This is a genomic window from Streptomyces sp. NPDC091289 (assembly GCF_044757365.1).
Lineage (GTDB): Bacteria > Actinomycetota > Actinomycetes > Streptomycetales > Streptomycetaceae > Streptomyces.
Genome location: NZ_JBIVUT010000005.1, coordinates 282,312 through 306,356, shown reverse-complemented (window position 1 = coordinate 306,356; position 24,045 = coordinate 282,312). Strand labels below are relative to the sequence as shown.

The 24,045-nt window shown below is 69.9% G+C and carries 24 protein-coding genes and 1 pseudogene; 19 read left to right on the top strand and 6 right to left on the bottom strand.

Going from position 1 to position 24,045, the window contains the following annotated elements:
- Positions 1-8 precede the first annotated feature (8 nt).
- Genes ACIQPT_RS08780 through ACIQPT_RS08755 form a run of 6 tightly spaced genes read left to right on the top strand, consistent with a single transcriptional unit; the run spans position 9 to position 5,062 of the window.
- Positions 9-896: a glycosyltransferase gene (locus ACIQPT_RS08780; RefSeq protein ID WP_401154074.1), complete on the top strand. Its 888-nt coding sequence runs from the start codon at positions 9-11 to the stop codon at positions 894-896.
- Positions 893-1,774 (top strand): phosphotransferase, encoded by an 882-nt coding sequence (locus ACIQPT_RS08775; protein ID WP_401154071.1) that lies wholly within the window; start codon positions 893-895, stop codon positions 1,772-1,774. Before ACIQPT_RS08780 ends, ACIQPT_RS08775 begins: the two co-directional genes overlap by 4 nt.
- Positions 1,771-2,502, top strand: coding sequence for a glycosyltransferase (locus ACIQPT_RS08770; RefSeq protein ID WP_401154068.1), 732 nt, complete (start codon positions 1,771-1,773; stop codon positions 2,500-2,502). Before ACIQPT_RS08775 ends, ACIQPT_RS08770 begins: the two co-directional genes overlap by 4 nt.
- Positions 2,503-2,516: 14 nt before the next feature.
- A complete protein-coding gene (locus tag ACIQPT_RS08765) occupies positions 2,517-3,398 on the top strand; it encodes a PIG-L deacetylase family protein (RefSeq protein WP_401154065.1) in 882 nt (293 codons plus the stop codon).
- Positions 3,392-4,006 (top strand): dTMP kinase, encoded by a 615-nt coding sequence (locus ACIQPT_RS08760; protein ID WP_401154062.1) that lies wholly within the window; start codon positions 3,392-3,394, stop codon positions 4,004-4,006. The genes ACIQPT_RS08765 and ACIQPT_RS08760 overlap by 7 nt, the downstream gene beginning before the upstream one ends.
- Before the next feature lie 6 nt (positions 4,007-4,012).
- Positions 4,013-5,062, top strand: a complete 1,050-nt coding sequence (locus ACIQPT_RS08755) for a glycosyltransferase (protein WP_401154060.1) — start codon at positions 4,013-4,015, stop codon at positions 5,060-5,062.
- Between the two features lie 112 nt (positions 5,063-5,174).
- Here ACIQPT_RS08755 and ACIQPT_RS08750 read toward each other — a convergent pair whose 3' ends face one another.
- From ACIQPT_RS08750 to ACIQPT_RS08740, 3 genes and pseudogenes are all read right to left on the bottom strand, one after another.
- Complete coding sequence (locus ACIQPT_RS08750) at positions 5,175-6,233, bottom strand: phosphotransferase (RefSeq protein WP_401154059.1); 1,059 nt, start codon at positions 6,231-6,233, stop codon at positions 5,175-5,177.
- Positions 6,187-6,489: pseudogene (locus ACIQPT_RS08745) on the bottom strand (hypothetical protein); the annotation flags it as partial. The pseudogene ACIQPT_RS08745 and the gene ACIQPT_RS08750, both read right to left, overlap by 47 nt.
- Before the next feature lie 280 nt (positions 6,490-6,769).
- A complete protein-coding gene (locus ACIQPT_RS08740; protein ID WP_073780093.1) occupies positions 6,770-7,354 on the bottom strand; it encodes a hypothetical protein in 585 nt (194 codons plus the stop codon).
- A 331-nt stretch (positions 7,355-7,685) separates the two neighbouring features.
- Here ACIQPT_RS08740 and hemL point away from each other — a divergent pair, with 331 nt between their 5' ends.
- From hemL to ccsB, 8 genes are all read left to right on the top strand, one after another.
- Positions 7,686-8,957 (top strand): glutamate-1-semialdehyde 2,1-aminomutase, encoded by a 1,272-nt coding sequence (gene hemL / locus ACIQPT_RS08735; RefSeq protein WP_401154204.1) that lies wholly within the window; start codon positions 7,686-7,688, stop codon positions 8,955-8,957.
- Positions 8,954-9,676: a histidine phosphatase family protein gene (locus ACIQPT_RS08730; protein ID WP_401154056.1), complete on the top strand. Its 723-nt coding sequence runs from the start codon at positions 8,954-8,956 to the stop codon at positions 9,674-9,676. Before hemL ends, ACIQPT_RS08730 begins: the two co-directional genes overlap by 4 nt.
- A 507-nt stretch (positions 9,677-10,183) precedes the next feature.
- Positions 10,184-11,506, top strand: a complete 1,323-nt coding sequence (locus ACIQPT_RS08725; protein WP_401154053.1) for an enterochelin esterase domain-containing protein — start codon at positions 10,184-10,186, stop codon at positions 11,504-11,506.
- A 369-nt stretch (positions 11,507-11,875) separates the two neighbouring features.
- Positions 11,876-13,132 (top strand): hypothetical protein, encoded by a 1,257-nt coding sequence (locus ACIQPT_RS08720; protein WP_401154050.1) that lies wholly within the window; start codon positions 11,876-11,878, stop codon positions 13,130-13,132.
- 67 nt (positions 13,133-13,199) lie between these two features.
- Entirely contained in the window at positions 13,200-13,802 is a 603-nt protein-coding gene (locus ACIQPT_RS08715) for a TlpA family protein disulfide reductase (protein ID WP_401154048.1), read from the top strand.
- A gap of 64 nt (positions 13,803-13,866) precedes the next feature.
- A complete protein-coding gene (locus ACIQPT_RS08710; protein ID WP_401154202.1) occupies positions 13,867-14,589 on the top strand; it encodes a cytochrome c biogenesis CcdA family protein in 723 nt (240 codons plus the stop codon).
- A 5-nt stretch (positions 14,590-14,594) separates the two neighbouring features.
- Entirely contained in the window at positions 14,595-16,385 is a 1,791-nt protein-coding gene (locus ACIQPT_RS08705) for a cytochrome c biogenesis protein ResB (RefSeq protein WP_401154046.1), read from the top strand.
- A complete protein-coding gene (gene ccsB / locus ACIQPT_RS08700) occupies positions 16,382-17,464 on the top strand; it encodes a c-type cytochrome biogenesis protein CcsB (protein WP_401154043.1) in 1,083 nt (360 codons plus the stop codon). Before ACIQPT_RS08705 ends, ccsB begins: the two co-directional genes overlap by 4 nt.
- Positions 17,465-17,544: 80 nt before the next feature.
- Here the strand turns inward: ccsB and ACIQPT_RS08695 are convergent, their stop codons facing one another.
- Entirely contained in the window at positions 17,545-18,024 is a 480-nt protein-coding gene (locus ACIQPT_RS08695; RefSeq protein ID WP_401154040.1) for a PLD nuclease N-terminal domain-containing protein, read from the bottom strand.
- Between the two features lie 144 nt (positions 18,025-18,168).
- Here ACIQPT_RS08695 and ACIQPT_RS08690 point away from each other — a divergent pair, with 144 nt between their 5' ends.
- Both ACIQPT_RS08690 and mqnP read left to right on the top strand, forming a co-directional pair.
- A complete protein-coding gene (locus ACIQPT_RS08690) occupies positions 18,169-19,626 on the top strand; it encodes a menaquinone biosynthesis decarboxylase (RefSeq protein WP_401154037.1) in 1,458 nt (485 codons plus the stop codon).
- On the top strand, positions 19,623-20,555 hold the full coding sequence (gene mqnP / locus ACIQPT_RS08685) for a menaquinone biosynthesis prenyltransferase MqnP (protein ID WP_401154034.1): 933 nt from the start codon (positions 19,623-19,625) through the stop codon (positions 20,553-20,555). Before ACIQPT_RS08690 ends, mqnP begins: the two co-directional genes overlap by 4 nt.
- 19 nt (positions 20,556-20,574) lie before the next feature.
- On the opposite strand, the gene ACIQPT_RS08680 is transcribed toward mqnP, so the two are convergent.
- Positions 20,575-21,207, bottom strand: coding sequence for a rhomboid family intramembrane serine protease (locus ACIQPT_RS08680; RefSeq protein WP_401154032.1), 633 nt, complete (start codon positions 21,205-21,207; stop codon positions 20,575-20,577).
- 121 nt (positions 21,208-21,328) lie between these two features.
- Between ACIQPT_RS08680 and ACIQPT_RS08675 the strand changes: the two genes are divergently transcribed.
- Positions 21,329-22,015: a UbiX family flavin prenyltransferase gene (locus ACIQPT_RS08675; RefSeq protein ID WP_401154029.1), complete on the top strand. Its 687-nt coding sequence runs from the start codon at positions 21,329-21,331 to the stop codon at positions 22,013-22,015.
- Between the two features lie 25 nt (positions 22,016-22,040).
- Here ACIQPT_RS08675 and ACIQPT_RS08670 read toward each other — a convergent pair whose 3' ends face one another.
- On the bottom strand, positions 22,041-22,187 hold the full coding sequence (locus tag ACIQPT_RS08670) for a hypothetical protein (RefSeq protein WP_401154026.1): 147 nt from the start codon (positions 22,185-22,187) through the stop codon (positions 22,041-22,043).
- Positions 22,188-22,308: 121 nt separating this feature from the next.
- Between ACIQPT_RS08670 and ACIQPT_RS08665 the strand changes: the two genes are divergently transcribed.
- Positions 22,309-22,764: an Lrp/AsnC family transcriptional regulator gene (locus ACIQPT_RS08665; RefSeq protein ID WP_018961621.1), complete on the top strand. Its 456-nt coding sequence runs from the start codon at positions 22,309-22,311 to the stop codon at positions 22,762-22,764.
- Positions 22,765-22,813: 49 nt separating this feature from the next.
- Positions 22,814-23,977 carry an aminofutalosine synthase MqnE gene (mqnE, locus tag ACIQPT_RS08660; protein ID WP_401154200.1) on the top strand — a complete coding sequence of 388 codons (1,164 nt, stop codon included), beginning with the start codon at positions 22,814-22,816 and terminating at the stop codon, positions 23,975-23,977.
- Positions 23,978-24,045: the final 68 nt, after the last annotated feature.

The following is a 24,045-nucleotide window of genomic DNA, read 5'->3' as shown; positions in this document are numbered from 1 at the left end:
GATCACCCATGTATGCGTTCGGCCTGTGCATCGACCAGCAGTACCTCGCCCCCGGTCTCGCCGTCCTCTGCGGGTTGGCCGACAGTCTCACGCCCACGGCCCGCCGCAGCGCCGCCGTGCGCGTGCTGACGCTCGACCTCACCCGGACACAGGCCCTGCTCTTCTCCGACCTTGCCAAGCGGAAGGGCTTCGGCTCCTTCGACATCCGCCGCTGCGTTCCGCTGCGGACCTCGCGGATGGCCGACGCCTCCTACATCAGCATCACCACCTATCTGCGCTTCGAGTTCACCCGGGCCTTCGTCCGTCGGCCCTACTTGATCTACGTGGATGCGGATGTCCTCGTACGGGGAGACCTCACCGACCCGCTGGGTTCGCTCCTGCCGGACGAGACCGGTGCCGTACGTGACGAGTTCAATCCGGCCATCGGCCAGTGCCCAGCCCTGCCCGGAGTCGCCGAACGCTGGCCCCACCTGCGCGGACGCCCCTACTTCAACGCGGGCGTGCTCTGGCTTCACACCGACCACATGCCCCGCGTCCGCCGGGGTGCCGAGCACGCCCTGACACACGCCCGGCACCACATACTCCACAACGACCAGGACGCCCTGAACCTGTGGCTTCTGCGATCCGGCCAAGTGCGGCCGGTGGCCGGCGGGTTCAACCGGTTCGAGGTCGGCCGGTTCCTTGAGCGCGGGAACTGGGTGCGCCGGGTCGTCGCGCGGCCACCGAAGTCCGACCCTGCCGCTGCCCTCGTGCACTTCGTCGGTCCCGAGAAGCCGTGGCAGGCCGATTGCCCCGTCACGGAGGACGTCGTCGAGTACCGCCGACACCTGGCGGGCGTCATGAGGCAGGTACGTCGGCTGGGCGCCGTCGCCGCGGAACCGGTGGGTGTGCGGTGACCGTGGCAGTCCCGACCGCCGTCTCGCGCGCCGCCCTCACTCTGGCCGGTGCCCCGGTTCGTACCGCGTGCCGTCTGTCCGCCCGCTCGCGCACGGCCGTGTACCGGGTGGGCCTGATGGACGGGCGAAGCGTCGTGATCAAGCTGTACGCAGCCACCGCACGCCGGAATGCGTACACGGAGAGGGCTGCGATGCGAGCGGTGACCGGCCATGTTCTCGTACCGGTCGTCATCGGATACGGCAACGTCCCCGGTCACGAGGCGACGGCCCTCATCACTTCCGACCTCGGCCCACTCACCCTCGGCAGCGCTGTGCGCGTCGGCCAGATCTCCGACGCGCGGGGCCTGAAAGACCTGGCGGGCCTACTCGGCCGCCTGCACCGAGCGCCCGTCCAACCGCAGGCACCGCGAAGGCCGTTCTACGAACAGGCCACCTCGCTCGGCCGTCGCTGCCCGCCCAGCAGGCTGGAGCGCATCGGCCCCGCCCTGGCCACCATCACCGCCGACGCCCCCACGACGCTCGTGTGGTGCCACGGCGACCTGCACGCGGACAACGTCGTGCTCGACCGCCTCCGAGCCGCCCGTCACCTGGTCGACTTCACCGATGCCGCAGTCGGCCTCCGCGAGGCCGACGTCGCCCAGACGCTTGTCATGACCGACGCCCTTTCTCCGCTCCGGGCCCGCACGGTCACCGACGCCTACCCCCTCGCCCTCGACCACCAACTGCTGGCCGCCTGGGCCGTCTTCCACACCATGCGCTGCTGGGCGTACTCCTCCCCGGGCGACGACCGCGCCCTGTGGGAACGCCGCCTGGACGACCTGAGCCGACGTACCCCTCACCTCTTCCGCACCCGCCGCCCGGAAAGGACGCGCCGATGACCACCCCAGCCCTGTCGGTAGTGATCCCGGCCTATAACGAGGCCGCCTACCTGCCCCGCTACCTGCCCTCCGTCCTCGCTTCGCTCTCCCGCTGGGAGGAGACCACCGGCCGCACAGGAGAAGTGATCCTCGTCGACAACGCCAGCACCGACACCACCTCCGACATGGCCGCGTCCTTCGGCGTCCGCGTCATGACCGAGACCGTCCGCGGTATCGGCCGGGCCCGCAACGCCGGAGCGGCCGCCGCACTGGGCGGCCAGTTGTTCTTCACCGACGCCGACGTGGCGCTGCCTTTGGAGGCGGTCACCGCAGCCGCTGCAGCCATGGACGCCGGGGCCGTCGGCGGTGCCATTCCTCCGCTGTACACCCCTGAACGCCTCGGGGCCCGCCTGCTGTGCGCCTACTGGGACCACTACCGCGCCCGGCTCGGGGGAGCACAGGGCGTCAACCAGTTCTGTACCGCCGATGCCTTCGAGCGCGTCGGCGGGTACCGGGACGACCTGTTCATGAGCGAGGACGTGGAGTTCTTCGCCCGCCTCACCGCCCACGGCCACGTCACCGGCCAGCCCGTGACGATCCTCGACGATCTGCGCGTACGCCCGTCGACGCGCCGCTACGACCAGTGGTCCAGCCTGCGGATGCTCTGGTGGCAGAACCCCGTGACCACGCGTCTGCGCCTCCGGTCTCCCCGCATGTGGCGCCACTGGTACAGGAGCACCGTGCGATGACGAAGGAAGCCCCGATGCACTCGCCTCTACCCGTTCCGGACGGACACGGCATCTACTCCTTTCCCTACGACCTCCACCGCGCCCACCAGCAGTGGACTCGACAGCTCGCCGACCGCCACCACGCCCAGGACCATCGCGTCCTGGAGGTGATCGCGCCCCACACGCACGTCCCGTACTTCATCGAGGCCCGCTCGCCCGCCGACCGTCCGGTCCTCGTCATCGAACCGCACCACGACGACTTCGCGCTGTCTGCGTCCGGCACCTTCCTCGCCCGTCCCCGGCCACTCACCGTCGCGACGGTCTTCACTCGATCCAGCAGCGTTCACCCCACACTGGAGGGCACGTACGCCGACACAGAGGCGGTGTCCGCGCTGCGCGATCGCGAGGGTGCCGCCGCACTCGCGCCGTTCGCCGCTCACCGCCACCTGCTCGGGAACAAGGACGCCGACCCTCCGTACCAGCCTTACGCCCCCGAGAGGCTCAACCGCATCACGGAAGAGCTCCGCCGAATCGTCGCGGCACATCCCGGCGCCGAACTCCTCGCACCGGCCGCCGTCACCCGCCACCCGGACCACCTCCTCGTCCACGAAGCGGCTGTCCGGCTCGGGTGCCGCTGGTTCTGGGAGGACCTCGCCTTCTGGTCCACGTACGCGCTCGCCGGATGCGACCAACACCTCTTCCGTACGCGTACGGGGCCGGCGATGCGGCCCGAGCTGGTCGACATCACCGGAGTCGTCCTGGACAAGGTCACCGTCCTGCGGATGCACGGCTCCCAGATGCACCCGGCTCGAAAGATGTACCGGCCCATCCGGCACGCTTTCACCACGGCCGCGGACCTCGTCGCCCCGGCCGGCCTGTACGCCGAACGCTTCTACCGAACGGAGCCGACGTGCTGATCGTCGCCTTGGAAGGCCCCTCCTACGCCGGCAAGTCCACGGCGATACGCCACCTGCGCGGAACCGCTCTCGGAGATCGGGCGTTCGTCTCCGACTGCTACGTCCGGCACATCGACCACCGTGACGACGTTCCCCCGTCCCGCACAGGCTCCGCAGCCGCCCAGCTCGCGGCCTTCGAGAAGTTCATGGGCATCGAGGCCAGCAGGGTTACCAAGGCGACCGCGGCTGGCATGCCCTTGGTGCTCCTCGACCGTTCGGTTGACACGCTCCTCGCCCACGCACACGCCGTGGACGCTCTGTTCGGGTACGGCGTCCACCACCAGCTCCGCCACCGGCTTCAGGCACTCCCGTTCCTTCGCCCCGACCACACGCTCTACCTCGACGTTCCGGCTGATGTTCTCCACCTGCGACGTAAGGCCGCCGGTCACGCCACGGCCGAGTCTGACTACTTCCTCCACGAGCCCGGTTTCCTGAACCACGCCCGCGACTACTTCGTGCGTATGGTGCGACGCCCTGTGGCACGAGAACTCACCGTCCTACCTGCACACACCAGCCCCGAAGACGTCGCCCAGGCCGTAGAGTCCCTCGTCACCTACTGGGCCAGGTGATCGCTCATGCCCACCGCCCTCTTCGCCTGGCGCCGTACTCCGCCTCCGTTCCTTATCGGCGGTGCCGAGGTCACGCAGCAGCTCCTTGCCGAGGAACTTGCCGCATCCGGCTGGCACGTCTCCTACCTCGGCTCGTACGAGGCCCCTTGGAACCGCACCTCTCAGCTCCTGGAGATGCGCTCCCACCTGGATCTGCACCGCGTCCCGTACGAGGGATCGGACGGCACCCTGCGCTATCGGTGGAATGGGGTCGAGTGCGCCGCGTTGCCGCAGAACAGTGTGGAGCACGCGCTGGGCAGCCTCCTTCGAGGTCTCCGACCCGACATCGTCTTCACCTCGCAGGAGGGATCAGCACAGCTCGCCGCCCAGGCACGGCCGACCACGCTCGTCGCGGGCCTGCTGCACTCCGTCTCCGAGACGGGCCTGGGCGTCCTCGCCGGCCAACCCCACTACGGCCTCGCTGTGTCCGAGTTCGTCCGAGCGCGGGCAGCTCACGCCGCCGGAGCCCGCCTCGCCGTGATGTACCCGCCGTTCGCTCCACCCGGGCCGAGCACGGACGCGGCCCGCTCCGCGTCTGTACTGATGATCAATCCCATCCCGGCCAAGGGCTCGGAGCTACTCCATCAACTGATCCAGCTGATGCCGGAACAACACTTCACCCTGGTCGAAGGCTGGTGGGACACGGTCGCGGATTTCGCCTCTTACTCGAATGTGTCGTACGTGCCCCGCACGTACGACATGGGACCCCTGTACCGGAGTCACCGACTGCTGCTGGTCCCATCCGTCGTGGAGGACGCCTTTCCTCGCGTGATCGTCGAGGCCGCGCTGCACGGCGTCCCCAGCATCGGGACCGAGAGGGGCGGCATCCCCGAAGCGATCGGCGACGCGGGGGGCGTCCTGTCGGGCGCCGCCGGTCCTCAGGCATGGGCAGGGGCAATCCGGAACGCCGACTGCGATGCGCTGAGGCCGAAGGCTTTGCGTCGGGCGGCTCGGTTCACACGACTGTGCCTTCCTGAACTCCAGGAACTCGGCATCCCTAGCCAGAGGTCGTCCTGAAACCTCAGCCTTGACAAGGGAGCGGAGAGCGTCGGCTGTCGCCGGACGCGAGCGTGCTCTCTTGGCGCATGTCCACGCGATCGGCCCTCCGGCTCTGGGTGCGTTGTTGTGCTTACGGCTGGGATCCTCCACCAGAGGCGAACGCCCGCTCCACCACATCCAGCCGCTCCGTCCACCAGTGAAGGAGCGCCTCGTCGGCAAGGAACAGGTCGTCGCAGGAGTGGTCGTCCCGGTCGTAGTGGAACTCGAGCTGCCAGATGTCCGTCATCCGCTTCCACCACAGGCGACGAGCCGCGTCGACCAGCACGTCCGGCTCCAGCGGGTTCACCGACCGGTAACCGGCCACAAACGCCGACACCCGCTCCAGGTCGAAGACACCCTCCACGCCGAACTGCACCTGCGCCGTGCGCACGACCTCCTCCGCGTACGGGCGAACGCCCAGCCGGTCCCAGTCCAGGACCGCCGCCAGCTCACCGCCCGCCCAGAGAAGGTTCCGGAACTGGAAGTCCCCGTGCGTCCAGCTGTGCGGTCCCGCTGGGATGTCACTCTCGGGGCGCAAGTCGGCGTACGTATCGAGAAGCAGCCGACGCTGTTCGAGGGCCACGGCCGCAGCCCTGTCAAAGGCGTCACGGCTCTCCCAAGCCGACACGACTTCGGCAAGACGATCGACCTTCCGCACAGCTTCTGTGGCCGTCGTCACTTCGACGGTGATCGCGGCTGGTGCAGCGGGCAGGTTCGCCACGCCGGCGGCGTGACCAAGCGCCGCATGAAGCCGTGCAAGGTGCGCGCCGAGGTCGGTCACCTGCGCCAACGGCAGGTCGACACCGCGTACGTGCTCGCCATCCGACCAGGGGAACAGGCAATAGCCGCTGCCGCCGACTTCGGCGACCACATTGCCCGTAACGGTGGGCAGCGGAGCACATGCTGGAACAGCGTGCTCGGCGAGCACCGGAAGAACCGCGAGGTTACGTCGGAGGCGATCGAGCGGCACGTCCGTGACCCGCTTGAGGGCGAACCTCCCGGTCGGGGTGTCCAGTCGCCAGTTCACGTTCATCAGGCCGTCGGCCAGGTGCCGCCGATCCAGGACCTCACCGATGCCGAACAGTCCGGTCAACTCGGCAAGATCACTGGCAGGAAGGTGCGTCTTCCGCGCCACGTTCGCCTCGGTCACCCGGGCGAGAATACGGGACTCGGCCGCCCAGCTGCACAAGGATCACTGGGCCCCGTCTGCGGGCCGATGCTGTCTGAGCGCGAGGGCGGGGGGTGTGACGTTGGCCGAGGCGGTGGATGCGCCAAGTCAGGGTGCGGGTGAGGTTGCGGGCGTCGTCGAGAGAGCGCTGACCGAGGGCTTGGTCGAGGAGGGTGGCCGGGCTATGGCCAGCGGCTTCCGCGTCGGCGAGGGCGTCCCAGGCGGGGGCTTGGAGGATGCTGACGGATCTTGGGCAGGGAAAGGTCTCCGGCGAGGGTGGAACCGGAGAACCACACGGGTTCGCCGACCTTGGGACGCCGTCCAGCGAGACTTGGACCCGCAAGGCGATCGACGACGCCTTCACCGAATCCGAGGCGGGAGAGGGCAGCGGTACGCCGAAGGCTCAGGGCACATCAGAGCCCCGCCAAGACCCATGTGTCCTGGCCGCCTGAAGGCCCCTACCGGTACATGTCGAGGGTGGAGCCCGAAAGCCCGCCCGAATCCCAGGAAATCCCGGCTCAGGGCCACACGAGGCAGTAGGCCTGGTGGCCCGCGTCGTGCAGGCGGTGGGAGAAGTCCTGCCACTCGTGGAGCAGCTGGTAGACGTTGAAGGCGTCGCGCGGGCCGCCGCGGTCGGGGACCGTGGACCAGATGAAGGCCGCCGCGCCGACCGACTCCTCGCCGACGCCGCGCAGCGGGTCGACGACGGTCATCGGGAGTTTGACCACGGCGTAGTCGGGGTGGAGGACGACCAGTTCCAGCGGGGGGACCTTGTGCAGGGGTATGCCCTGGATTCCGGTCAGGACCATGGCGGCCACGGTCTCCGGCTTGATCTTGGTGAACATGCCGCCCATGCCCAGCTCGTCACCGCCGAGCTCCTCCGGGCGCATCGAGATGGGCACGCGGGCGGCGGTGGCGCCGTCCGGGGCGCCGAAGTACTTGTACGTCACCCCCATCCCGCCCCCGCTCCTGGTCCCGGGGGGCGGCGTGCTCTCCGCGCCCCTGCTCTGGGCGCGCTCGGCCCTGCGCCGGTGCCGCCCTCGCCGGGCAGGCTCGGGCCCCAGGTCGTCGGTCCCTTCGCCCACTCCGCCACCGCGATGCATATCTCATCCACCCGACTACTTCTTAGGAGACACAGCCCCCGCCGCGCAACCCGATCATCGTGTCAGTGACCTCCCCCGCGGGCGTGCGGTGAAACACCTGTCCGCAAGACCGTCCGTGCCTCTGACACCATGGCATGTGTGAGCTTTCCCTATGTCGCCCCAGTTTCGCAGACGTGAGGGTGCCGACGCTCTTTCGTGATACGAGGGGAGCGCGCTCCCTGCTCACCGGTGGCCGGGATTACCTTGGATTTTCCGGCCCGGCCTCCCGATACCCGAATCGCAGATCAGGACCAAAGTGGCGTATTCATACGAAGCCCCAGTTTCGCAGTCGCTGTTCGACCGGGCGTCCGTCGTGACGCCCGGCGGCGTGAACTCACCCGTGCGTGCCTTCCGGGCCGTGGGCGGTACGCCCCGGTTCATGGTGTCCGGCACCGGTCCGTACCTCACCGACGCCGACGGCCGTGAGTATGTCGACCTCGTGTGCTCGTGGGGGCCGATGATTCTCGGCCACTCCCGCCCCGAGGTCATCGCCGCCGTCCAGGAGGCGGTCTCCCGGGGCACCTCCTTCGGTACGCCGGGTGAGGGCGAGGTCGCGCTCGCCGAGGAGATCGTGGCGCGGATCGAGCCCGTCGAGCAGGTGCGCCTGGTCTCCTCCGGCACCGAGGCGACCATGTCGGCGATCCGGCTGGCCCGCGGCTTCACGGGCCGGGCCAAGGTCGTGAAGTTCGCCGGCTGCTACCACGGGCACGTGGACGCGCTGCTCGCCGCCGCCGGGTCGGGCGTGGCCACCTTCGGGCTGCCCGACACCCCGGGCGTCACGGGCGCCACGGCCGGCGACACCGTCGTGCTGCCGTACAACGACCTGGACGCGGTGCGCGCCGCGTTCGCCGCGCACCCGGGCGAGATCGCCTGTGTGATCACCGAGGCCTCGCCCGGCAACATGGGCGTCGTCCCGCCGGCGGACGGCTTCAACGCCGGGCTCAAGGAGCTGTGCGCGGCGAACGGCGCCCTGTACATCTCCGACGAGGTCATGACGGGCTTCCGTACGTCGAAGGCCGGCTGGTACGGCGTCGACGGCGTCCGGCCCGACCTGATGACCTTCGGCAAGGTGATGGGCGGCGGCTTCCCCGCCGCGGCCTTCGGCGGTCGCGGCGACGTGATGGCGCACCTGGCCCCGGCCGGCCCGGTCTACCAGGCGGGCACCCTCTCCGGGAACCCGGTCGCCACCGCCGCCGGGCTCGCCCAGCTGCGGCTCCTGGACGACGCGGCGTACGCGAAGCTCGACGCTGTCTCCGCCGAGCTGCGCTCCCTGGTGGGCGAGGCGCTCACCAAGGAGGGCGTCGCGCACACCGTGTCCGCCGCGAGCAACATGTTCTCCGTCTTCTTCACCGACCAGCCCGTCCGTGACTACGACGACGCCAAGAAGCAGGACGTCTTCCGCTTCACCGCGTTCTTCCACGCGATGCTGGAGCAGGGCGTCTACCTGCCGCCCTCGGCGTTCGAGTCCTGGTTCGTCTCCACGGCCCACGACGAGCGGGCAGTCGAGCGCATCGCCGCCGCCCTGCCCGCCGCCGCCCGCGCCGCATCGGAGGCCACCGCATGAGCGAGAAGAACCCCAGCCCCGAAAGCGTCGACCGCGACGAGCAGTTGACCGTGGTGCACGTCGTCCGGCACGGCGAGGTGCACAACCCGGACGGCGTCCTCTACGGGCGTCGCCCCGGCTTCCACCTCTCCGACCTGGGCCGGCAGATGGCCGACCGGGTCGCCGAGCACCTGGAGAAGCGCGACGTCACCCATGTCGTCGCCTCCCCGCTGGAGCGCGCCCAGGAGACGGCCGCGCCCATCGCCAAGGCGCACGGCCTGGACCTGGCCACCGACACCCGGCTGATCGAGGCCGCCAACGTCTTCGAGGGCAAGACCTTCGGCGTCGGCGACGGCGCGCTGCGCAAGCCGGACAACTGGAAGCACCTCACCAACCCGTTCAAGCCGTCCTGGGGCGAGCCGTACGTCGACCAGGTCGTCCGGATGATGGGCGCGCTGGACGCCGCCCGGGACGCGGCCCGCGGTCATGAGGCGGTCTGCGTCAGCCACCAGCTGCCGATCTGGATCCTGCGCTCCTATGTGGAGCGCCGCCGTCTGTGGCACGACCCGCGCAAGCGGCAGTGCACGCTGGCCTCGCTGACCAGCTTCACCTACCGGGGCGACCGGATCGTCTCGGTCGGCTACTCGGAGCCGGCCCGGGACCTGGTGCCCGTGCACCTGCTGGCCGGGGCCAAGCCGGTGAAGGGGAAGCCGGGGCAGTCCAAGGCGTTCGGCGCGTAGCCGTAGCCGTAGCCGTATCCGTAGGCGCAGATGCCTCAGTGATACGTGGGACATGACGGGACCGGTCGCCGCCGCAACGGCGGCCGGTCCCGTCCCCTTGTGTACGGAGTGCGTACGGAAGCGCGTACGGGGCCTAGGTGCCGGACCGTCAGATTCCGTGCGGGGCGCGGAAATCCGCACGCGCGAACTGGTTAGCTTAGGCTAAGCTAAGTTGACCTCAGGTGGGTGGGACGACGTCCCGTCGGGCCCGGTCGTGCGGGCGGCGGCGGTGGCCGTCGTGACCACCGCGGCAGCGGTGAACGCTGCACCCCTGCGACCGCCGTGACCGCTTCGTACGCCTCGCCTCCCCCGCCCCCGCTGTGACCCGTGGTGGCAGTGGTTTCCGTGGGGCTCGTCGTGGTCGCGAACGCCTACGACGAAACGGTGTAACGATGACGCGCACTGCCCCCAGAGCCCTGTCCGACCGGAGACCGGCGGAGCGGTCCGTCCCGGTGAGGCGGCCGGCCGATGAGTGACCCGGCCTGTGCGGCGGACGCCGCTCCCCGGCCGGTCACCGGCCCCCGTATAGCCCGGCTCGCCCGGCAGCTCGAGGCCGCCCGGGACGCCGCCGCCCGGGACGCCCTGACCGAGGCGTTCTGGGACGAGGTCGCCCGCGCCGGCACCCCGCTCGTCGAACCGCTCGACGACGCCCCCGGCCATCGTGCCGTCACCTTCCTCCGGCGCGGCCACCGCGCGACCCGCCAGGTCCTCCTGATGGCGACCGGCATCGGCGACCGCGACCGGCCCGCCGACTCGCTCCTCCACCACCTCCCGGGCACCGACATCTGGTACCTCGGTTACCGGCTGCGCGCCGACCACCGCGGTTCCTACCGGCTGGTGGCCGACATCTCCCCACTCCCCGCGCCCGCCGACCCCGTACGGCTCCAGCGGCGGCTGGTGGCGCTGATGGAGCACGGCGCGGCCGACCCGCTCAACCCCCGCCGCCTGCCGGTCCGCCGGCGTGCCGTGGAGAGTTCGGTGTTCGCCCTGCCGGAGGCCCTGCCCCAGCCCTGGGCCGGCCGGCGGCCCGGTGTCCGGCGCGGCACCGTCGAGCGGCACACCGTCACCGGCCGGGCCCCGGGCGAGGAGCGCGAGGTCTGGACGTACCTTCCGCCGGAGCAGCGAGCGGAGGGCCCGGACCCGGGCGCGGGCGCCGGTGACCCGCTGCCGGTGCTCGTGCTCTGCGACGGGGACATGTGGTTCGGGCGGCTCGGCTTCCAGGACACGCTGGACGCGCTGATCGCCGACGGGGCCCTGCCGCCGCTGGTCGTCCTCTCCCCGGACGCCGCCGACGCCGCGGCCCGGCGGCGCGACCTGGGCGGGCGGGAGGCCTACGCGGCCTTCCTCGCCGACGCGCTGCTGCCCTGGGCGCGCACCCGGTGGCCGCTCACCGCCGACCCGGACCGCACCGCCGTCTCCGGCCAGGGGCTCGGCGGGACGGCGGCGCTGTACGCCGGTCTCACCCGGCCCGAACGCTTCGGCCGGGTCCTCGTCCAGTCGCCGTCGCCGGGGTGGCGGCCCGGCGACGCGCCCCGTACGGACGGGGGCGGCGGCGGGGACCGGACCTCCGGGCCCGTCGTCCACCTCGACCTCGGCCTGCACGACGGGGCCGCGTCGGCCGAACACGCCGAGGCCCTCGTCGCGGTGCTGCGCGCCCGGGGGCACCGGGTCAGCCGCACCGTCCACAACGGCGGCCGTGACCTCGCCTGCTGGCAGGGGCTCCTGGCCGACGCCCTGGTGGAGACCTTCGGGCCCCGGCAGCCGGCGGACGGCCTCCGCGCCCGCGCATGAGTTCGACGATCCAGGGAAGCCGACCCGTCGGCCGGCGATGCGTCGGCCGACGCCCCGTCCATCGGCGACCCGTCCGTCGGCGACCCGTTCATCGGTGACCTGTCCATCGGTGACCTGTCCGCCGGTGATCCTTCCGCCGGCGGCAGAACTGCGGGGGGCCGCTCCTGCGTCCCCCCATCAGGGTCGCCCGCAAGGGTGTACGGGTGCCGTACGGACGTCGCACCATGATCGGCCGGGTGGTCGGCGCGGTCGGCAAGGTAAAGCGTAAAGAAAGTCCCTAAATGCACGGAACCGACGTGTTACGCGTCTCATCTAACCCTTCAGCAGTTTGTATGTGCTTGAGATAAAACGACCGCAGATGGGGACGGTATGCGCGACATCAATCGAAGGGGCCTGCTCGGGGCAGGGCTCGGCGCCGCAGCCGCGATCGGACTCGCCGGCTGTGGCGGCTCGGGCTCCTCCGGCGACGGAGGGTCCGGCCAGGGCGGCAAGGGCGACGCCGGCACCGGCGGCAACGGCAGCGGGAACGGTTCGGCGAAGAACAAGGTCCGGCTGATCGGCGACGGCTCGACCGCCGACACCGGCAAGCAGCCCCACCAGCCCCAGGCACCCGTTCCGCTCGAACCCGGCCAGAAGCCGCCGCAGTTCGTGATCTTTTCCTGGGACGGTGCGGGCGAGGTCGGCAACGGGCTCTTCCCGCGCTTTCTCGAACTCGCCAAGGAACACGACGCGGCGATGACGTTCTTCCTCTCCGGCATCTATCTGCTGCCCGAGTCGAAGAAATCCCTCTACCGTCCGCCGAACAACCCCCGCGGCGCCTCCGACATCGGCTATCTCACCGACGACCACGTCAAGGACACGCTGAAGTACGTGCGCCAGGCGTGGCTGGACGGCCACGAGATCGGCACCCACTTCAACGGGCATTTCTGCGGCGGCTCCGGATCCGTGGAGCGCTGGACGCCCGCCCAATGGCAGAGCGAGATCAATCAGGCTGTGTCCTTCGTCACGGAATGGCGGACGAACACCGGCTGGGAGAACGAGGATCCGCTTCCGTTCGACTATCGCAAGGAACTGATCGGCGGCCGCACGCCCTGCCTGCTCGGCCAGGACAATCTCCTGCCGACCGCGAGCAAACTGGGCTGGCGCTACGACGCCAGCTCGCCCGGCGGCCGCCAGACCTGGCCCGTGAAGCGCGGCGGCGTCTGGGATCTGCCGCTGCAGGCGATGCCGTTCCCCGGGCACTCCTTCGAGGTGCTCTCGATGGACTACAACATCCTCGCCAATCAGTCGCAGAATTCGACCAAGGGCATGCCCTCGCGTTATCCGGGCTGGCGCACCCAGGCCACCGGGGCGTATCTCGCCGGTTTCCAGCGCGCGTACGAGTCGAATCGTGCGCCGTTCTACATCGGCAACCACTTCGAGGAGTGGAACGGCGGCATCTATATGGACGCCGTGGAAGAAGTGATCAAGAAGGTGGCGGACAAGGACGACGTGCGTCTCGTCTCGTTCCGGCAGTACGTCGACTGGCTCGACGTACAAGACCCCGCCGTGCTCGCCAAGCTCCGGACGCTGGACGTCGGTCAGGCGCCCGCCGGAGGCTGGAACTCCTTCTTTAAACAGGCTTGACAAGGGGCTTTACGGGCACCGAGGGGGGCGCGGGGAAGCCCGGAAACTGCCATGCGAAACTTTTCACATGAGCTTTGGCCGCGCGTCCCGACGCCGCTTCACCCTGCTCGCCGCCACCGCTGTGGCCGGTGCCCTGACGCTGTCCGCATGCGGCGGCGGCAACAAGGCCGGCGGCGGAGGCAACACCAACTTCGTCACCGGCAGCGGGGGTATCTCCACCGTCGCGAAGGGCGACCGGGTGGCCGCGCCGAACCTCGACGGCAACACCCTGGAGGGCAAGCCGCTCGACCTCGCCGACTACAAGGGCAAGGTCGTCGTGCTCAACGTCTGGGGCTCCTGGTGCGGCCCCTGCCGCCTGGAGGCGAAGTACTTCGCGAAGGTCTCCGAGGAGACGAAGGACCAGGGCGTCCGGTTCGTCGGGATAAACACCCGGGACCCCGAGCGGGACAAGGCGATCAACTTCGAGAAGGACTACGGGGTCGAGTACCCGAGCTTCTACGACCCGATCGGCAAGCTCATCCTCCGCTTCCCCAAGGGCACCCTGAACCCGCAGGCCATCCCGTCCACCGTGGTCATCGACCGGGACGGGAAGATCGCGGCCCGTACGCTCCAGGCGCTGAACGGCGACGAGCTGCGCAAGATGATCGACCCGATCATCGCGGAGAAGTGATCCGGTGATCCCGCTCGCCGCCCACCACGAGACCGTCACGCTGGCCGCGTACAACGAGACCGTCATGAGCGGGACCCTCCTGGTGTCCCTGCCCATCGCCCTGCTGGCCGGCCTCATCTCGTTCTTCTCCCCGTGCGTGCTGCCCCTCGTACCCGGCTATCTGAGTTACGTCACCGGAGTCAGCGGCACCGACCTCGCCGACGCGCGCCGGGGCCGCGTCGTCACGGGCGCCGCCCTCTTCGTGCTCGGCTTCACCGTCGTCTTCGTCTCCGGCGGGGCCCTCTTCGGCTTCTTCGGCCGCGAGCTCCAGGTGCACGCCGAGCTGTTCAACAGAATCCTCGGCGTCCTGATGATCCTCATGGGGGTCTTCTTCATGGGGCTCCTGCCGGGGGTGACGCAGCGCGAGTTCCGCTTCCACAAGCGGCCGGTGACCGGACTGGCCGGCGCACCGCTGCTGGGCGCGCTCTTCGGAATCGGCTGGACCCCCTGCATCGGGCCCACGTTCGCCGCCGTGAGCACCCTCGCCTTCACCGAGGGCACCGCCGGACGCGGCGCGATACTGACCGTCGCGTACTGTCTCGGTCTCGGTGTCCCGTTCGTCCTGGCCGCGGTCGCGTTCCGTAAGGCGCTCGGCGCGTTCGGCTGGGTCAAGCGCCACTACGCATGGGTGATGCGGATCGGCGGCGGCATGATGATCGTGACCGGAATCCTGCTGCTGACGGGTGCGTGGGCCACGCTCATGCAGCACATGCAGAGCTGGTCCAGCGGCTTCGTTGTAGGGATCTGAGTCCAATGAGCAAGGCGAACAGCACCGAGACGCGGCAGCGCGAGGACGAGCGCGCGCAGGGCTCCGCCCACGGCGCGGCCGGCGACCGGCTCTCCACCGCCCCCCGCGAGGAGCGCCCCGACACCGGGGTGAACGTCCCCGCGATGAGCGCGATCGGCTGGGCCCGCTGGTTCTGGCGGCAGCTCACCTCGATGCGGGTGGCCCTGATCCTGCTCTTCCTGCTCTCCCTCGGCGCGATCCCGGGGTCGCTGATCCCGCAGAACAGCGTCGACGACATGAAGGTGCAGGACTTCAAGGAGCTGCACACCACCCTCTCCCCGATCTACGAGAAGCTCCAGCTCTTCGACGTCTACAGCTCGGTGTGGTTCTCCGCGGTCTACATCCTGCTGTTCGTCTCGCTCATCGGCTGCATCGTGCCGCGCACCGGCCAGTTCGTCGGCCAGCTGCGCAGCCGCCCGCCGGGCGCGCCGAAGCGGCTGACCCGGCTGCCCGCGTACACCACCTGGCGCACGGAGGCCGAGCCCGAGGAGGTCCGTGAGGCGGCCCTCGCGGTGCTGCGCAAACGGCGCTTCCGGACGCACGCGGCGGGCGACGCGGTCGCCGCCGAGAAGGGCTACCTCCGCGAGGCCGGGAACCTGGTCTTCCATGTCGCCCTGATCGTGATGCTGCTGGCCTTCGCCACCGGACAGCTCTTCAAGTTCGAGGGCGGCAAGCTGGTCGTCGAGGGCGACGGCTTCTCCAACACGCTCACCCAGTACGACAACTACCGGCCCGGCACGCTCTACGACTCCGACTCGCTGGCCCCGTTCAGCTTCGTGCTGGACGACTTCGTCGGTACGTACGAGAAGAGCGGCCCGCAGCGCGGCACCCCGCGCACCTTCGAGGCCCGGGTGACGTACGCCAAGGGGGCCGACGGTGCGGAGCGCAAGGGCGTCATCAAGGTCAACGAGCCGCTCGTCGTGGACGGCACCAAGGTCTATCTGATCGCCCACGGCTACGCACCCGTCGTCACCGTCCGGGACGGCAAGGGCAAGGTCGTCTCGCGGTCCGCCGCCCCGCTGCTGCCGATCGACGACAACATCACCTCGTCCGGCGCCATCAAGGTGATGGACGGCTACAAGAACAAGAAGGGCGTCAAGACCCAGCTGGGCTTCGACGCGTTCTTCGTGCCGACCTACGCGGGCGAGGGCAACGGCCAGATGTTCTCGCAGTTCCCCGGGCTGGAGTTCCCGGTGCTGGCGCTCAGCGCCTACCAGGGCTCCCTCGGCGTCGACTCCGGGCTCGCACAGAACGTCTACCAGCTCGACAAGTCCAAGATGAAGGAGTTCAAGAACGAGGACGGCGAGCTGCTCAAGAAGATGCTGAAGCCCGGCGAGAAGCTGGAGCTTCCCGACGGCGCCGGATCCGTCACCTTCGAGGGCGTCGAGGAGTGGGCCAGCTTCCAGATCTCGCAGCAGCCGGGCACCGGCTGGGCGCTCGGCGGATCCATCGCCGCCATCGCCGGCCTCGCCGGATCGCTGTTCATCCAGCGCCGCCGCGTGTGGGTGCGGGCGGTCCGGGGCGCCGACGGCGTCACGGTCGTGGAGATGGCGGGCCTGGGCCGCAGCGAGTCCGCGAAGCTCCCCGAGGAGCTGGGCGACCTCTCGGCCGCCCTCGTCACCACGGTGCCCGTCGCCGCCGACGCTCCGGAGGAACCGGACGCGCCGGACGGGCCCGGCGCCACCGATGCCACGAACGAGGCCGGGAGCCGGCCCGTACACCCTGCCGAAGCACCTGCCGAAGGGGCTGAGAAGTGAATCTCGCCGCCGCAACCAACGAGAGCCTGGCGAACGCCAGCAATGTGCTGATCTATTCGTCGATGGCCGTATACACCCTGGCCTTCTTCGCCCACATCGCGGAGTGGGTCCTCGGCAGCCGCAGCAAGGTCGGCCGCACCGCCGCCGCGCTGTCCGGCGCCGGATCCGGCGCCTCCGCCGCCTCCCCGGTGGTGAAGGCGCAGTCCGGCGGCACCGCCGTGCTGGAGCGGCCCGAGGTCATCACCCGCGCCGCCGCCGGGACGCGTGATGTGCCCGACGGCCCGGGGGCGGCCGGCGGCACGTTCAAGGGCGACCTGTGGGGCCGGATCGCGGTCTCGCTGACCGTGGTCGCGTTCCTCGTCGAGGCGGGCGGCGTCGCCACCCGCGCCCTGTCGGTGCAGCGGGCCCCCTGGGCCAACATGTACGAGTTCTCCATCACCTTCTCCACGGTGGCGGTCGGCTCCTACCTGGTGCTGCTCGCGCTGAAGAAGAACGTCCGCTGGATCGGCCTCCCGCTGGTCACCACGGTCCTTCTGGACCTCGGCATCGCGGTCACGACGCTCTACACCGACAGCGACCAGCTGGTGCCCGCGCTGCACTCGTACTGGCTGTGGATCCACGTCTCGACCGCGATCATCTGCGGCGCCGTCTTCTACCTCGGCGCGGTCGGCACGGTCCTCTACCTCTTCCGTGACAGCTACGAGAACAAGCTCGCCTCCGGCGGCACCCCCGGCAAGTTCGCCTCCTCCGTCATGGAGCGGCTGCCCTCGGCGTCGTCGCTGGACAAGTTCGCGTACCGGATCAACGCGGCCGTCTTCCCGCTGTGGACGTTCACGATCATCGCCGGCGCGATCTGGGCAGGCGACGCCTGGGGCCGGTACTGGGGCTGGGACCCCAAGGAGGTCTGGTCCTTCATCACCTGGGTCGCCTACGCCGCCTATCTGCACGCCCGCGCCACCGCCGGCTGGAAGGGCCGCAAGGCCGCCTACCTGGCGCTCGTCGCCTTCGCCTGCTGGCTGTTCAACTACTACGGCGTGAACATCTTCGTCACCGGCCTGCACTCCTACGCGGGGGTCTGAGCCGCACCCACGGATACGCGTACGGCCCCCGTACGGATCGCGATGATCCGTACGGGGGCCGTACGCGTATCCCGGCGCGTTCAGGAGGCGGGCGGGGCCGTGTCGTCGGGGCCGGTGCTGCGCTCGCGGCGCTTGAGCTCCTCCTCGCGGCGACGCAGGTCCGCCTCCCAGTCCTTCAGGGCCGAAGGGTCCTTCTCGTCCTTCTGCCCCGCCGGCCGGTCGTCCTGGGCGCCGGCCTCCTCGGCCGTGTCCGCGCCGTCCTTGACGGCGTCCTTCTCGTCGCCCTTGAGCGACTTCAGGAAGTCCGGGTTGTCGTCCGGGGCCACCCACTGCGTACGCCTGCCCCGCTGCCACGAGGAGGGGGCGCCGCCCGCGGCCGCGCCCTGCCGTGTCTTGCCCGCCACGAGCCACACGATCGGGCCGACGATCCAGAACAGCAGGATGATGAAGACCCAGGCGATCTTCGGCAGGTGCTTGGTGTCCTCGTCCGACGTGTTCAGGCAGTCGATGAACGCGTAGATCGTCAGAGCCAACGGGACGATGAACATCAGGGCTCTCATGGTGCGTCCCCCAGGTGGGCGGCGGCGGGGCCAGGTGTTCCCCGGTGTCGTCGCCAGGGTACCGGCTCGGCATGCGGGATCCGGGGCCCCGGCGGCGGGGAGCCCCGGCGGGGCCGCGCGGGCGGGGATGACAAACTGGACCGCATGGCTTACGACGATCTTCGCTCCCTGCTCCGGGCTCTCGAGCGCGATGGTGATCTCAAGCGCGTCAAGGTCGAGGTCGACCCCCACCTGGAGGTCGGTGAGATCGTCGACCGGGTGAACAAGGCCGGCGGCCCCGCCCTGCTGTTCGAGAACGTCAAGGGGGCCTCGATGCCCCTCGCCATGAACGTCTTCGGAACCGACCGGCGCCTCCTGAAGGCCCTGGGACTGAAGTCGTACAGCGACATCAGCGACAAGATCGGCGGGCTCCTCAAGCCGGAGCTGCCGCAGGGCTTCGTCGGGGTGCGGGAGGCCTTCGGGAAGCTCGGCTCGATGGTGCACGTGCCGCCGAAGAAGGTGAAGTCCGGCGACGCGCCCGTCCAGGAAGTGGTGCTGACCGGCGACGACGTCGACCTGGACAAGCTGCCCGCGCTGTTCACCTGGCCGGAGGACGGCGGATCGTTCTTCAACCTCGGCCTCACGCACACCAAGCACCCCGAGAACGGCGTCCGGAACCTGGGCCTCTACCGGCTCCAGCGCCACGACAAGCGCACCATCGGGATGCACTGGCAGATCCACAAGGACAGCGCCAACCACTACCAGGTCGCCGCCCGGCGCGGTGAGCGGCTGCCCGTCGCCATCGCCTTCGGCGCCCCGCCCGCCGTGACGTACGCCTCCACCGCGCCGCTGCCCGGGGACATCGACGAGTACCTCTTCGCCGGGTTCATCCAGGGCAAGCGCATCGAGATGGTCGACTGCAAGACCGTGCCGCTCCAGGTCCCGGCCCAGGCGGAGGTCGTCATCGAGGGCTGGCTGGAGCCGGGCGAGATGCTCCCCGAGGGCCCGTTCGGCGACCACACCGGCTTCTACACCCCGCAGGAACCGTTCCCCGCACTGACCATCGACTGCGTCACGATGCGCAAGCGGCCGCTGCTGCAGTCCATCGTGGTGGGCCGCCCGCCGACCGAGGACGGGCCGCTGGGCCGCGCCACCGAACGGTTCTTCCTGCCGCTGCTGAAGATCATCGTGCCGGACATCGTGGACTACCACCTGCCGGAGTCGGGCGGATTCCACAACTGCGCGATCGTCTCGATCGACAAGAAGTACCCGAAGCACGCCCAGAAGGTGATGAGCGCGATCTGGGGCGCGCACATGATGTCGCTGACCAAGCTGATCGTGGTGGTGGACTCCGACTGCGACGTCCACGATCTGCACGAGGTCGCCTGGCGGGCGCTCGGCAACACCGACTACGCCCGCGACCTCACGGTCACCGAGGGCCCGGTCGACCACCTGGACCACGCCTCGTACCAGCAGTTCTGGGGCGGCAAGGCGGGCATCGACGCCACGAAGAAGCTGTCCACGGAGGGCTACACCCGGGACGGGGGCTGGCCGGAGATGGTCGAGTCCGACCCGGAGACGGCGGCGAAGGTCGACCGCCGCTGGAAGGAGTACGGACTGTGAGCAGTGCGGCAGAGGCGGCGGCGTCCGTACCCGGTTCCACGCCGTCGGACAGCTCGGACAGCAAGGTGAAGTCGTTTCTGCGGCTGGTGATGATCGAGCACTCGGTCTTCGCGCTGCCCTTCGCCTACATCGCCGCGCTGACCGCGATGTTCCAGCTCGACGGCACGATCCACTGGGGCGTCCTGCTGCTCGTCACGCTCGCGATGGTGGGGCTGCGGACGTTCGCCATGGCCGCCAACCGGATCATCGACCGGGAGATCGACGCCCGGAATCCGCGCACCGCGGGCCGTGAGCTGGTGACCGGTGCGGTGTCGGTGAAGTCCGCGTGGACCGGCGCGCTCGTCGCGCTGGTGGTCTTCCTGGGCGCGGCGGCCCTGCTCAACCCGCTGTGCCTGGCGCTCGCGCCGCTGGCCGTGGTGCCGATGGTGGTCTACCCGTACGGCAAGCGGTTCACGAACTTCCCGCACGCCATTCTCGGCCTCGCGCAGGCCATCGGTCCGGTCGGCGCCTGGCTGGCGGTGACCGGCAGCTGGTCGTGGGACGCGGTGATCCTCGGGCTCGCCGTGGGCATCTGGATCGGCGGCTTCGACCTGATCTTCGCCTGCCAGGACGTGGCCGCGGACCGGGCCCAGGGGGTGCTCTCCTTCCCGGCGCGCTTCGGGATCCCGGCCTCGCTGTGGGGCGCGCGGGTGTGCCACGCGGTCACGACGGGGCTGCTGGTGTGGTTCGGGCTGGCGACGGACGCCGAGGTCTTCTACTGGATCGGCATGGTCGTCGTCGCGGTGGCGTTCGTCTACGAGCACCGGGTGGTGCGGCCGCACGATCTGTCCCGGCTGAACCGGGCGTTCTTCTCGGTGAACGGCTTCATCGGCATCGCGCTGTTCGCCTGCGCGCTGCTCGACCTGCTGGCACGCGGCCTGACCCCGTAGGGCCCGTGGCCGTCCGTGGTCAGACCGTGACCAGGTTGTCCGGGCCTCGACGCGCGGACGGGCGGCGGAAAAGGAACGCCGCCGCCACCCCGCCGGCCAGCCCGAAGAGGTGGCCCTGCCAGCTGACGCCCGACTGGGTGGGCAGGACGCCCCACAGCAGCGAGCCGTAGACCACGGCGACGCCGATGCCTATGAGGACGTCCCAGGGGCGGCGGTCCACGAAGCCGCGGACCAGCAGATAGCCGAGCAGTCCGAAGACCACGCCGGACGCGCCGAGCGTGATCGTGTTCTCCGGGGCGGTCAGCCAGACGCCGAGGCCGCTGGCCAGGATGATCGTCACGACGACGGCGGCGAACCGGCGCAGCCCCGCGAGGGCGGCGATGAAGCCGAGGACCAGCAGCGGGACGCTGTTGGATGCCAGGTGGTCCCAGCCGCTGTGCAGGAACGCGGCGGGCACCACGTCCCGCAGCTCGGAGAGCTCGCGCGGGCTGATGCCGTAGGTGTCCAGGGAGTGGCCCGTGGCCGCGTCGATGCCTTCGAGGATCCACAGGAGGGCCACCCAGCCCGCCATCAGGATCCCGGCGGTCAGGGCCCGCGCACTGCCGGTGGCGCCGTTGCTCGAGGTCTGGTCGGTCGTCCAGTAATCGCCCATGGTCTGCCCCTGCCCCCGGGTTGCCCGTCACCCGGAGAACGTCCGGGGCGCCCGCCCGGTTCCGGGTGCGGGGTGCGGGGGCGTGCCGGATAGGCTCGCGGGTGTGGAATCCAGGACTTCAGTGACTCAGCAGCAGCGGCGGCCTTGGATTGTCGGGGTGTCCGGTGCTTCGGGTACCCCGTTCGCGGCCGCCGTTCTGCGCGGGCTCCTGGCGGCCGGTGAGAGCGTGGACCTGGTGGTGAGCCGGGCCTCGCGCCTCACGCTGCTGGACGAGACCGGCATCGCGTTCCGGGACGGGCACTGGCGCGAGGACCTGCGCGGTTGGCTGGATCGTGGCGCCGACGGGAAGCCGGACGCGTTCGCGGTGGGGGATGCGGAGCTGGAGCGCGTACGCCATTGGCCGGCCGGGGATCTGGCCGCCGGGCCGTCCTCCGGGTCGTACCCGGCGCAGGGGATGCTGATCGTGCCGGCCTCGACGGCCTGTGTGGCCGGAGTGGCGCTCGGTCTGTCGAAGGATCTGCTCCAGCGGGCCGCGAGCGTGACGCTCAAGGAGCGTCGCCCGCTCGTCGTCGCGGTGCGCGAGACCCCGCTGAGCGGCCAGACGCTGAAGCAGATGGTGGCCCTGGACGAGGCGGGCGCGGTCGTGCTGCCCGCCTCTCCGGCGTTCTACGCGGGCGCGACGCACATCCAGGACCTGGTGGATTTCGTCGCGGGGCGGGTGCTGGACGCGGCAGGTGTGCCGCACCGGCTGTACCGCCGCTGGGAAGGAGAGCTCGGTGGCGGCTCCCGCGACCCGGGGGACCGTTAGGTCCCGCAGGACCGTTGGGTCCTGGTCAGTGCTTCTTGTGCGCGCGCGGGGTGCGGGTCTTGTCGACGCGGTGCGCGGCGGCGGGCTGGTGGGCACGCGAGCGGTTGGCCAGGTCCTGCAGCTCGCGCATCCGGGCGTAGGCCATCTCGATCGTGTACACGGTGAAGTTCACTCCTGAAGATTCGAAAGCGTTTCTTGGATGTTCTAGAAGATTTGCAGGGCGTCAGCCCTACATGCCTTAGATTCTACACGTAAACTCGCGGTACTGCTGAACAATGGAAGGTTTCAGTCATATGGACGCGGTGGACAGGCAGCTCATCCAGGCCCTCAGGGAGAACGGCAGGGCCTCGTACGCCGAGCTGGGACGGCTCGTGGGGCTCTCCGGGCCCAGCGTCACCGACCGCATCAACCGGCTGGAAACCGCCGGGGTCATCACCGGTTACCGCGCCACCGTCGACTCCGCGTCGCTCGGCCTCGGCGTGACCGCGCTGATCGGGATCTCGCTCTCGGACGCGGCCGACCACGAGGATGTGGCGCGCCGGCTGAAGGACCTCGCGGAGATCGAGGACTGCTGGTTCATCGCGGGCGACGACTCGTACATGCTCAAGGTGCGCGTCGGCGACGTGGACGGCCTGGAGAAGACGATCCGGCGCCTGAGCGGCACGAAGGGCGTCTCGCGGACCCGTACGACGATCGTGCTCTCCACCAAGTGGGAGAACCGGGTCGGAGAACTTCCCGAAGAGGCGTAGGCGTACGGTTGGTCGGAGTCTGATACACGGAGATATGGGAGGCGGCCTAGTGGACGCGGGACTCAAGCGCGAGCTGGAGGAGAAGGTCCGGGCCGGCGAGCGGCTGACCCGCGAGGACGGGATCGCCCTCTACGAGTCCGACGACCTGGCGTGGCTGGGCGGGCTGGCGCACGAGGTGCGCATGCGCAAGAACGGTGACGTGGTGCACTTCAACGTCAACCGGCACCTCAACATGACCAACGTGTGCACCGCCTCGTGCGCGTACTGCTCGTTCCAGCGCAAGCCGGGCGAGAAGGACGCGTACACGATGCGCATCGAGGAGGCCGTCCGTCTCGCCAAGGCGATGGAGGGCGAGAACCTCACCGAGCTGCACATCGTCAACGGACTCCACCCGACCCTCCCGTGGCGCTACTACCCGCGCTCGCTCAGCGCGCTGAAGGAAGCCCTGCCGAACGTCGCGCTGAAGGCGTTCACGGCGACGGAGATCCACCACTTCGAGACGATCTCCGGCCTCTCGGCCTCCGAGATCCTCGACGAGCTGATCGAGGCCGGTCTCGAATCGCTGACCGGCGGCGGCGCGGAGATCTTCGACTGGGAGGTCCGCCAGCACATCGTCGACCACCGCACCCACTGGGAGGACTGGTCGCGCATCCACCGTCTCGCGCACGAGAAGGGGCTCAAGACCCCCGCGACGATGCTGTACGGGCACATCGAGGAGCCCCGTCACCGCGTCGACCACGTGCTGCGGCTGCGGGAGATGCAGGACGAGACCGGCGGCTTCCAGGTCTTCATCCCACTGCGCTACCAGCACGACTTCGTGGACATGAAGGACGGCAAGGTCCGCAACAAGCTCCAGGCGCGCACCACGATGGCGACCGGCGCGGAGGCGCTCAAGACCTTCGCGGTCTCCCGGCTGCTCTTCGACAACGTGCCGCACGTCAAGGTGTTCTGGGTGATGCACGGCGTGCAGACCGCCCAGCTCGCGCTGCAGCACGGCGCGGACGACATGGACGGCTCGGTCGTCGAGTACAAGATCACGCACGACGCCGACGACTTCGGCACGCCGAACAAGCTCGGCCGTGAGGATCTGCTGGACCTGATCCGCGACGCCGGTTTCCGGCCGGTCGAGCGGAACACCCGGTACGAGATCCTGCGCGAGTACCCGGGCCCGGAGGCGGACCGGCGCGAGTCGCCGCAGCCGATGCGCGTCTGAGACGTAACCCGTGACGCACGAAAGCCCCGGCCGCCGTCCCCGGCCGGGGCTTTCCCGCGTTCCGGACA

What these genes read in the sequence shown, in the direction of transcription:
- ACIQPT_RS08725 (WP_401154053.1), top strand. Translation starts at nt 10,184, where the DNA reads ATGAGTGACCCGGCCTGTGCGGCGGACGCCGCTCCCCGGCCGGTCACC.
- ACIQPT_RS08665 (WP_018961621.1), top strand. Translation starts at nt 22,309, where the DNA reads ATGGACGCGGTGGACAGGCAGCTCATCCAGGCCCTCAGGGAGAACGGC.
- ACIQPT_RS08740 (WP_073780093.1), bottom strand. Translation starts at nt 7,354, where the DNA reads ATGCATCGCGGTGGCGGAGTGGGCGAAGGGACCGACGACCTGGGGCCC.
- ACIQPT_RS08705 (WP_401154046.1), top strand. Translation starts at nt 14,595, where the DNA reads ATGAGCAAGGCGAACAGCACCGAGACGCGGCAGCGCGAGGACGAGCGC.
- ACIQPT_RS08765 (WP_401154065.1), top strand. Translation starts at nt 2,517, where the DNA reads ATGCACTCGCCTCTACCCGTTCCGGACGGACACGGCATCTACTCCTTT.
- ACIQPT_RS08710 (WP_401154202.1), top strand. Translation starts at nt 13,867, where the DNA reads ATGAGCGGGACCCTCCTGGTGTCCCTGCCCATCGCCCTGCTGGCCGGC.
- ACIQPT_RS08770 (WP_401154068.1), top strand. Translation starts at nt 1,771, where the DNA reads ATGACCACCCCAGCCCTGTCGGTAGTGATCCCGGCCTATAACGAGGCC.
- ACIQPT_RS08715 (WP_401154048.1), top strand. Translation starts at nt 13,200, where the DNA reads ATGAGCTTTGGCCGCGCGTCCCGACGCCGCTTCACCCTGCTCGCCGCC.
- ACIQPT_RS08755 (WP_401154060.1), top strand. Translation starts at nt 4,013, where the DNA reads ATGCCCACCGCCCTCTTCGCCTGGCGCCGTACTCCGCCTCCGTTCCTT.
- ACIQPT_RS08680 (WP_401154032.1), bottom strand. Translation starts at nt 21,207, where the DNA reads ATGGGCGATTACTGGACGACCGACCAGACCTCGAGCAACGGCGCCACC.
- ACIQPT_RS08780 (WP_401154074.1), top strand. Translation starts at nt 9, where the DNA reads ATGTATGCGTTCGGCCTGTGCATCGACCAGCAGTACCTCGCCCCCGGT.
- ACIQPT_RS08730 (WP_401154056.1), top strand. Translation starts at nt 8,954, where the DNA reads ATGAGCGAGAAGAACCCCAGCCCCGAAAGCGTCGACCGCGACGAGCAG.
- ACIQPT_RS08695 (WP_401154040.1), bottom strand. Translation starts at nt 18,024, where the DNA reads ATGAGAGCCCTGATGTTCATCGTCCCGTTGGCTCTGACGATCTACGCG.
- ACIQPT_RS08690 (WP_401154037.1), top strand. Translation starts at nt 18,169, where the DNA reads ATGGCTTACGACGATCTTCGCTCCCTGCTCCGGGCTCTCGAGCGCGAT.
- ACIQPT_RS08720 (WP_401154050.1), top strand. Translation starts at nt 11,876, where the DNA reads ATGCGCGACATCAATCGAAGGGGCCTGCTCGGGGCAGGGCTCGGCGCC.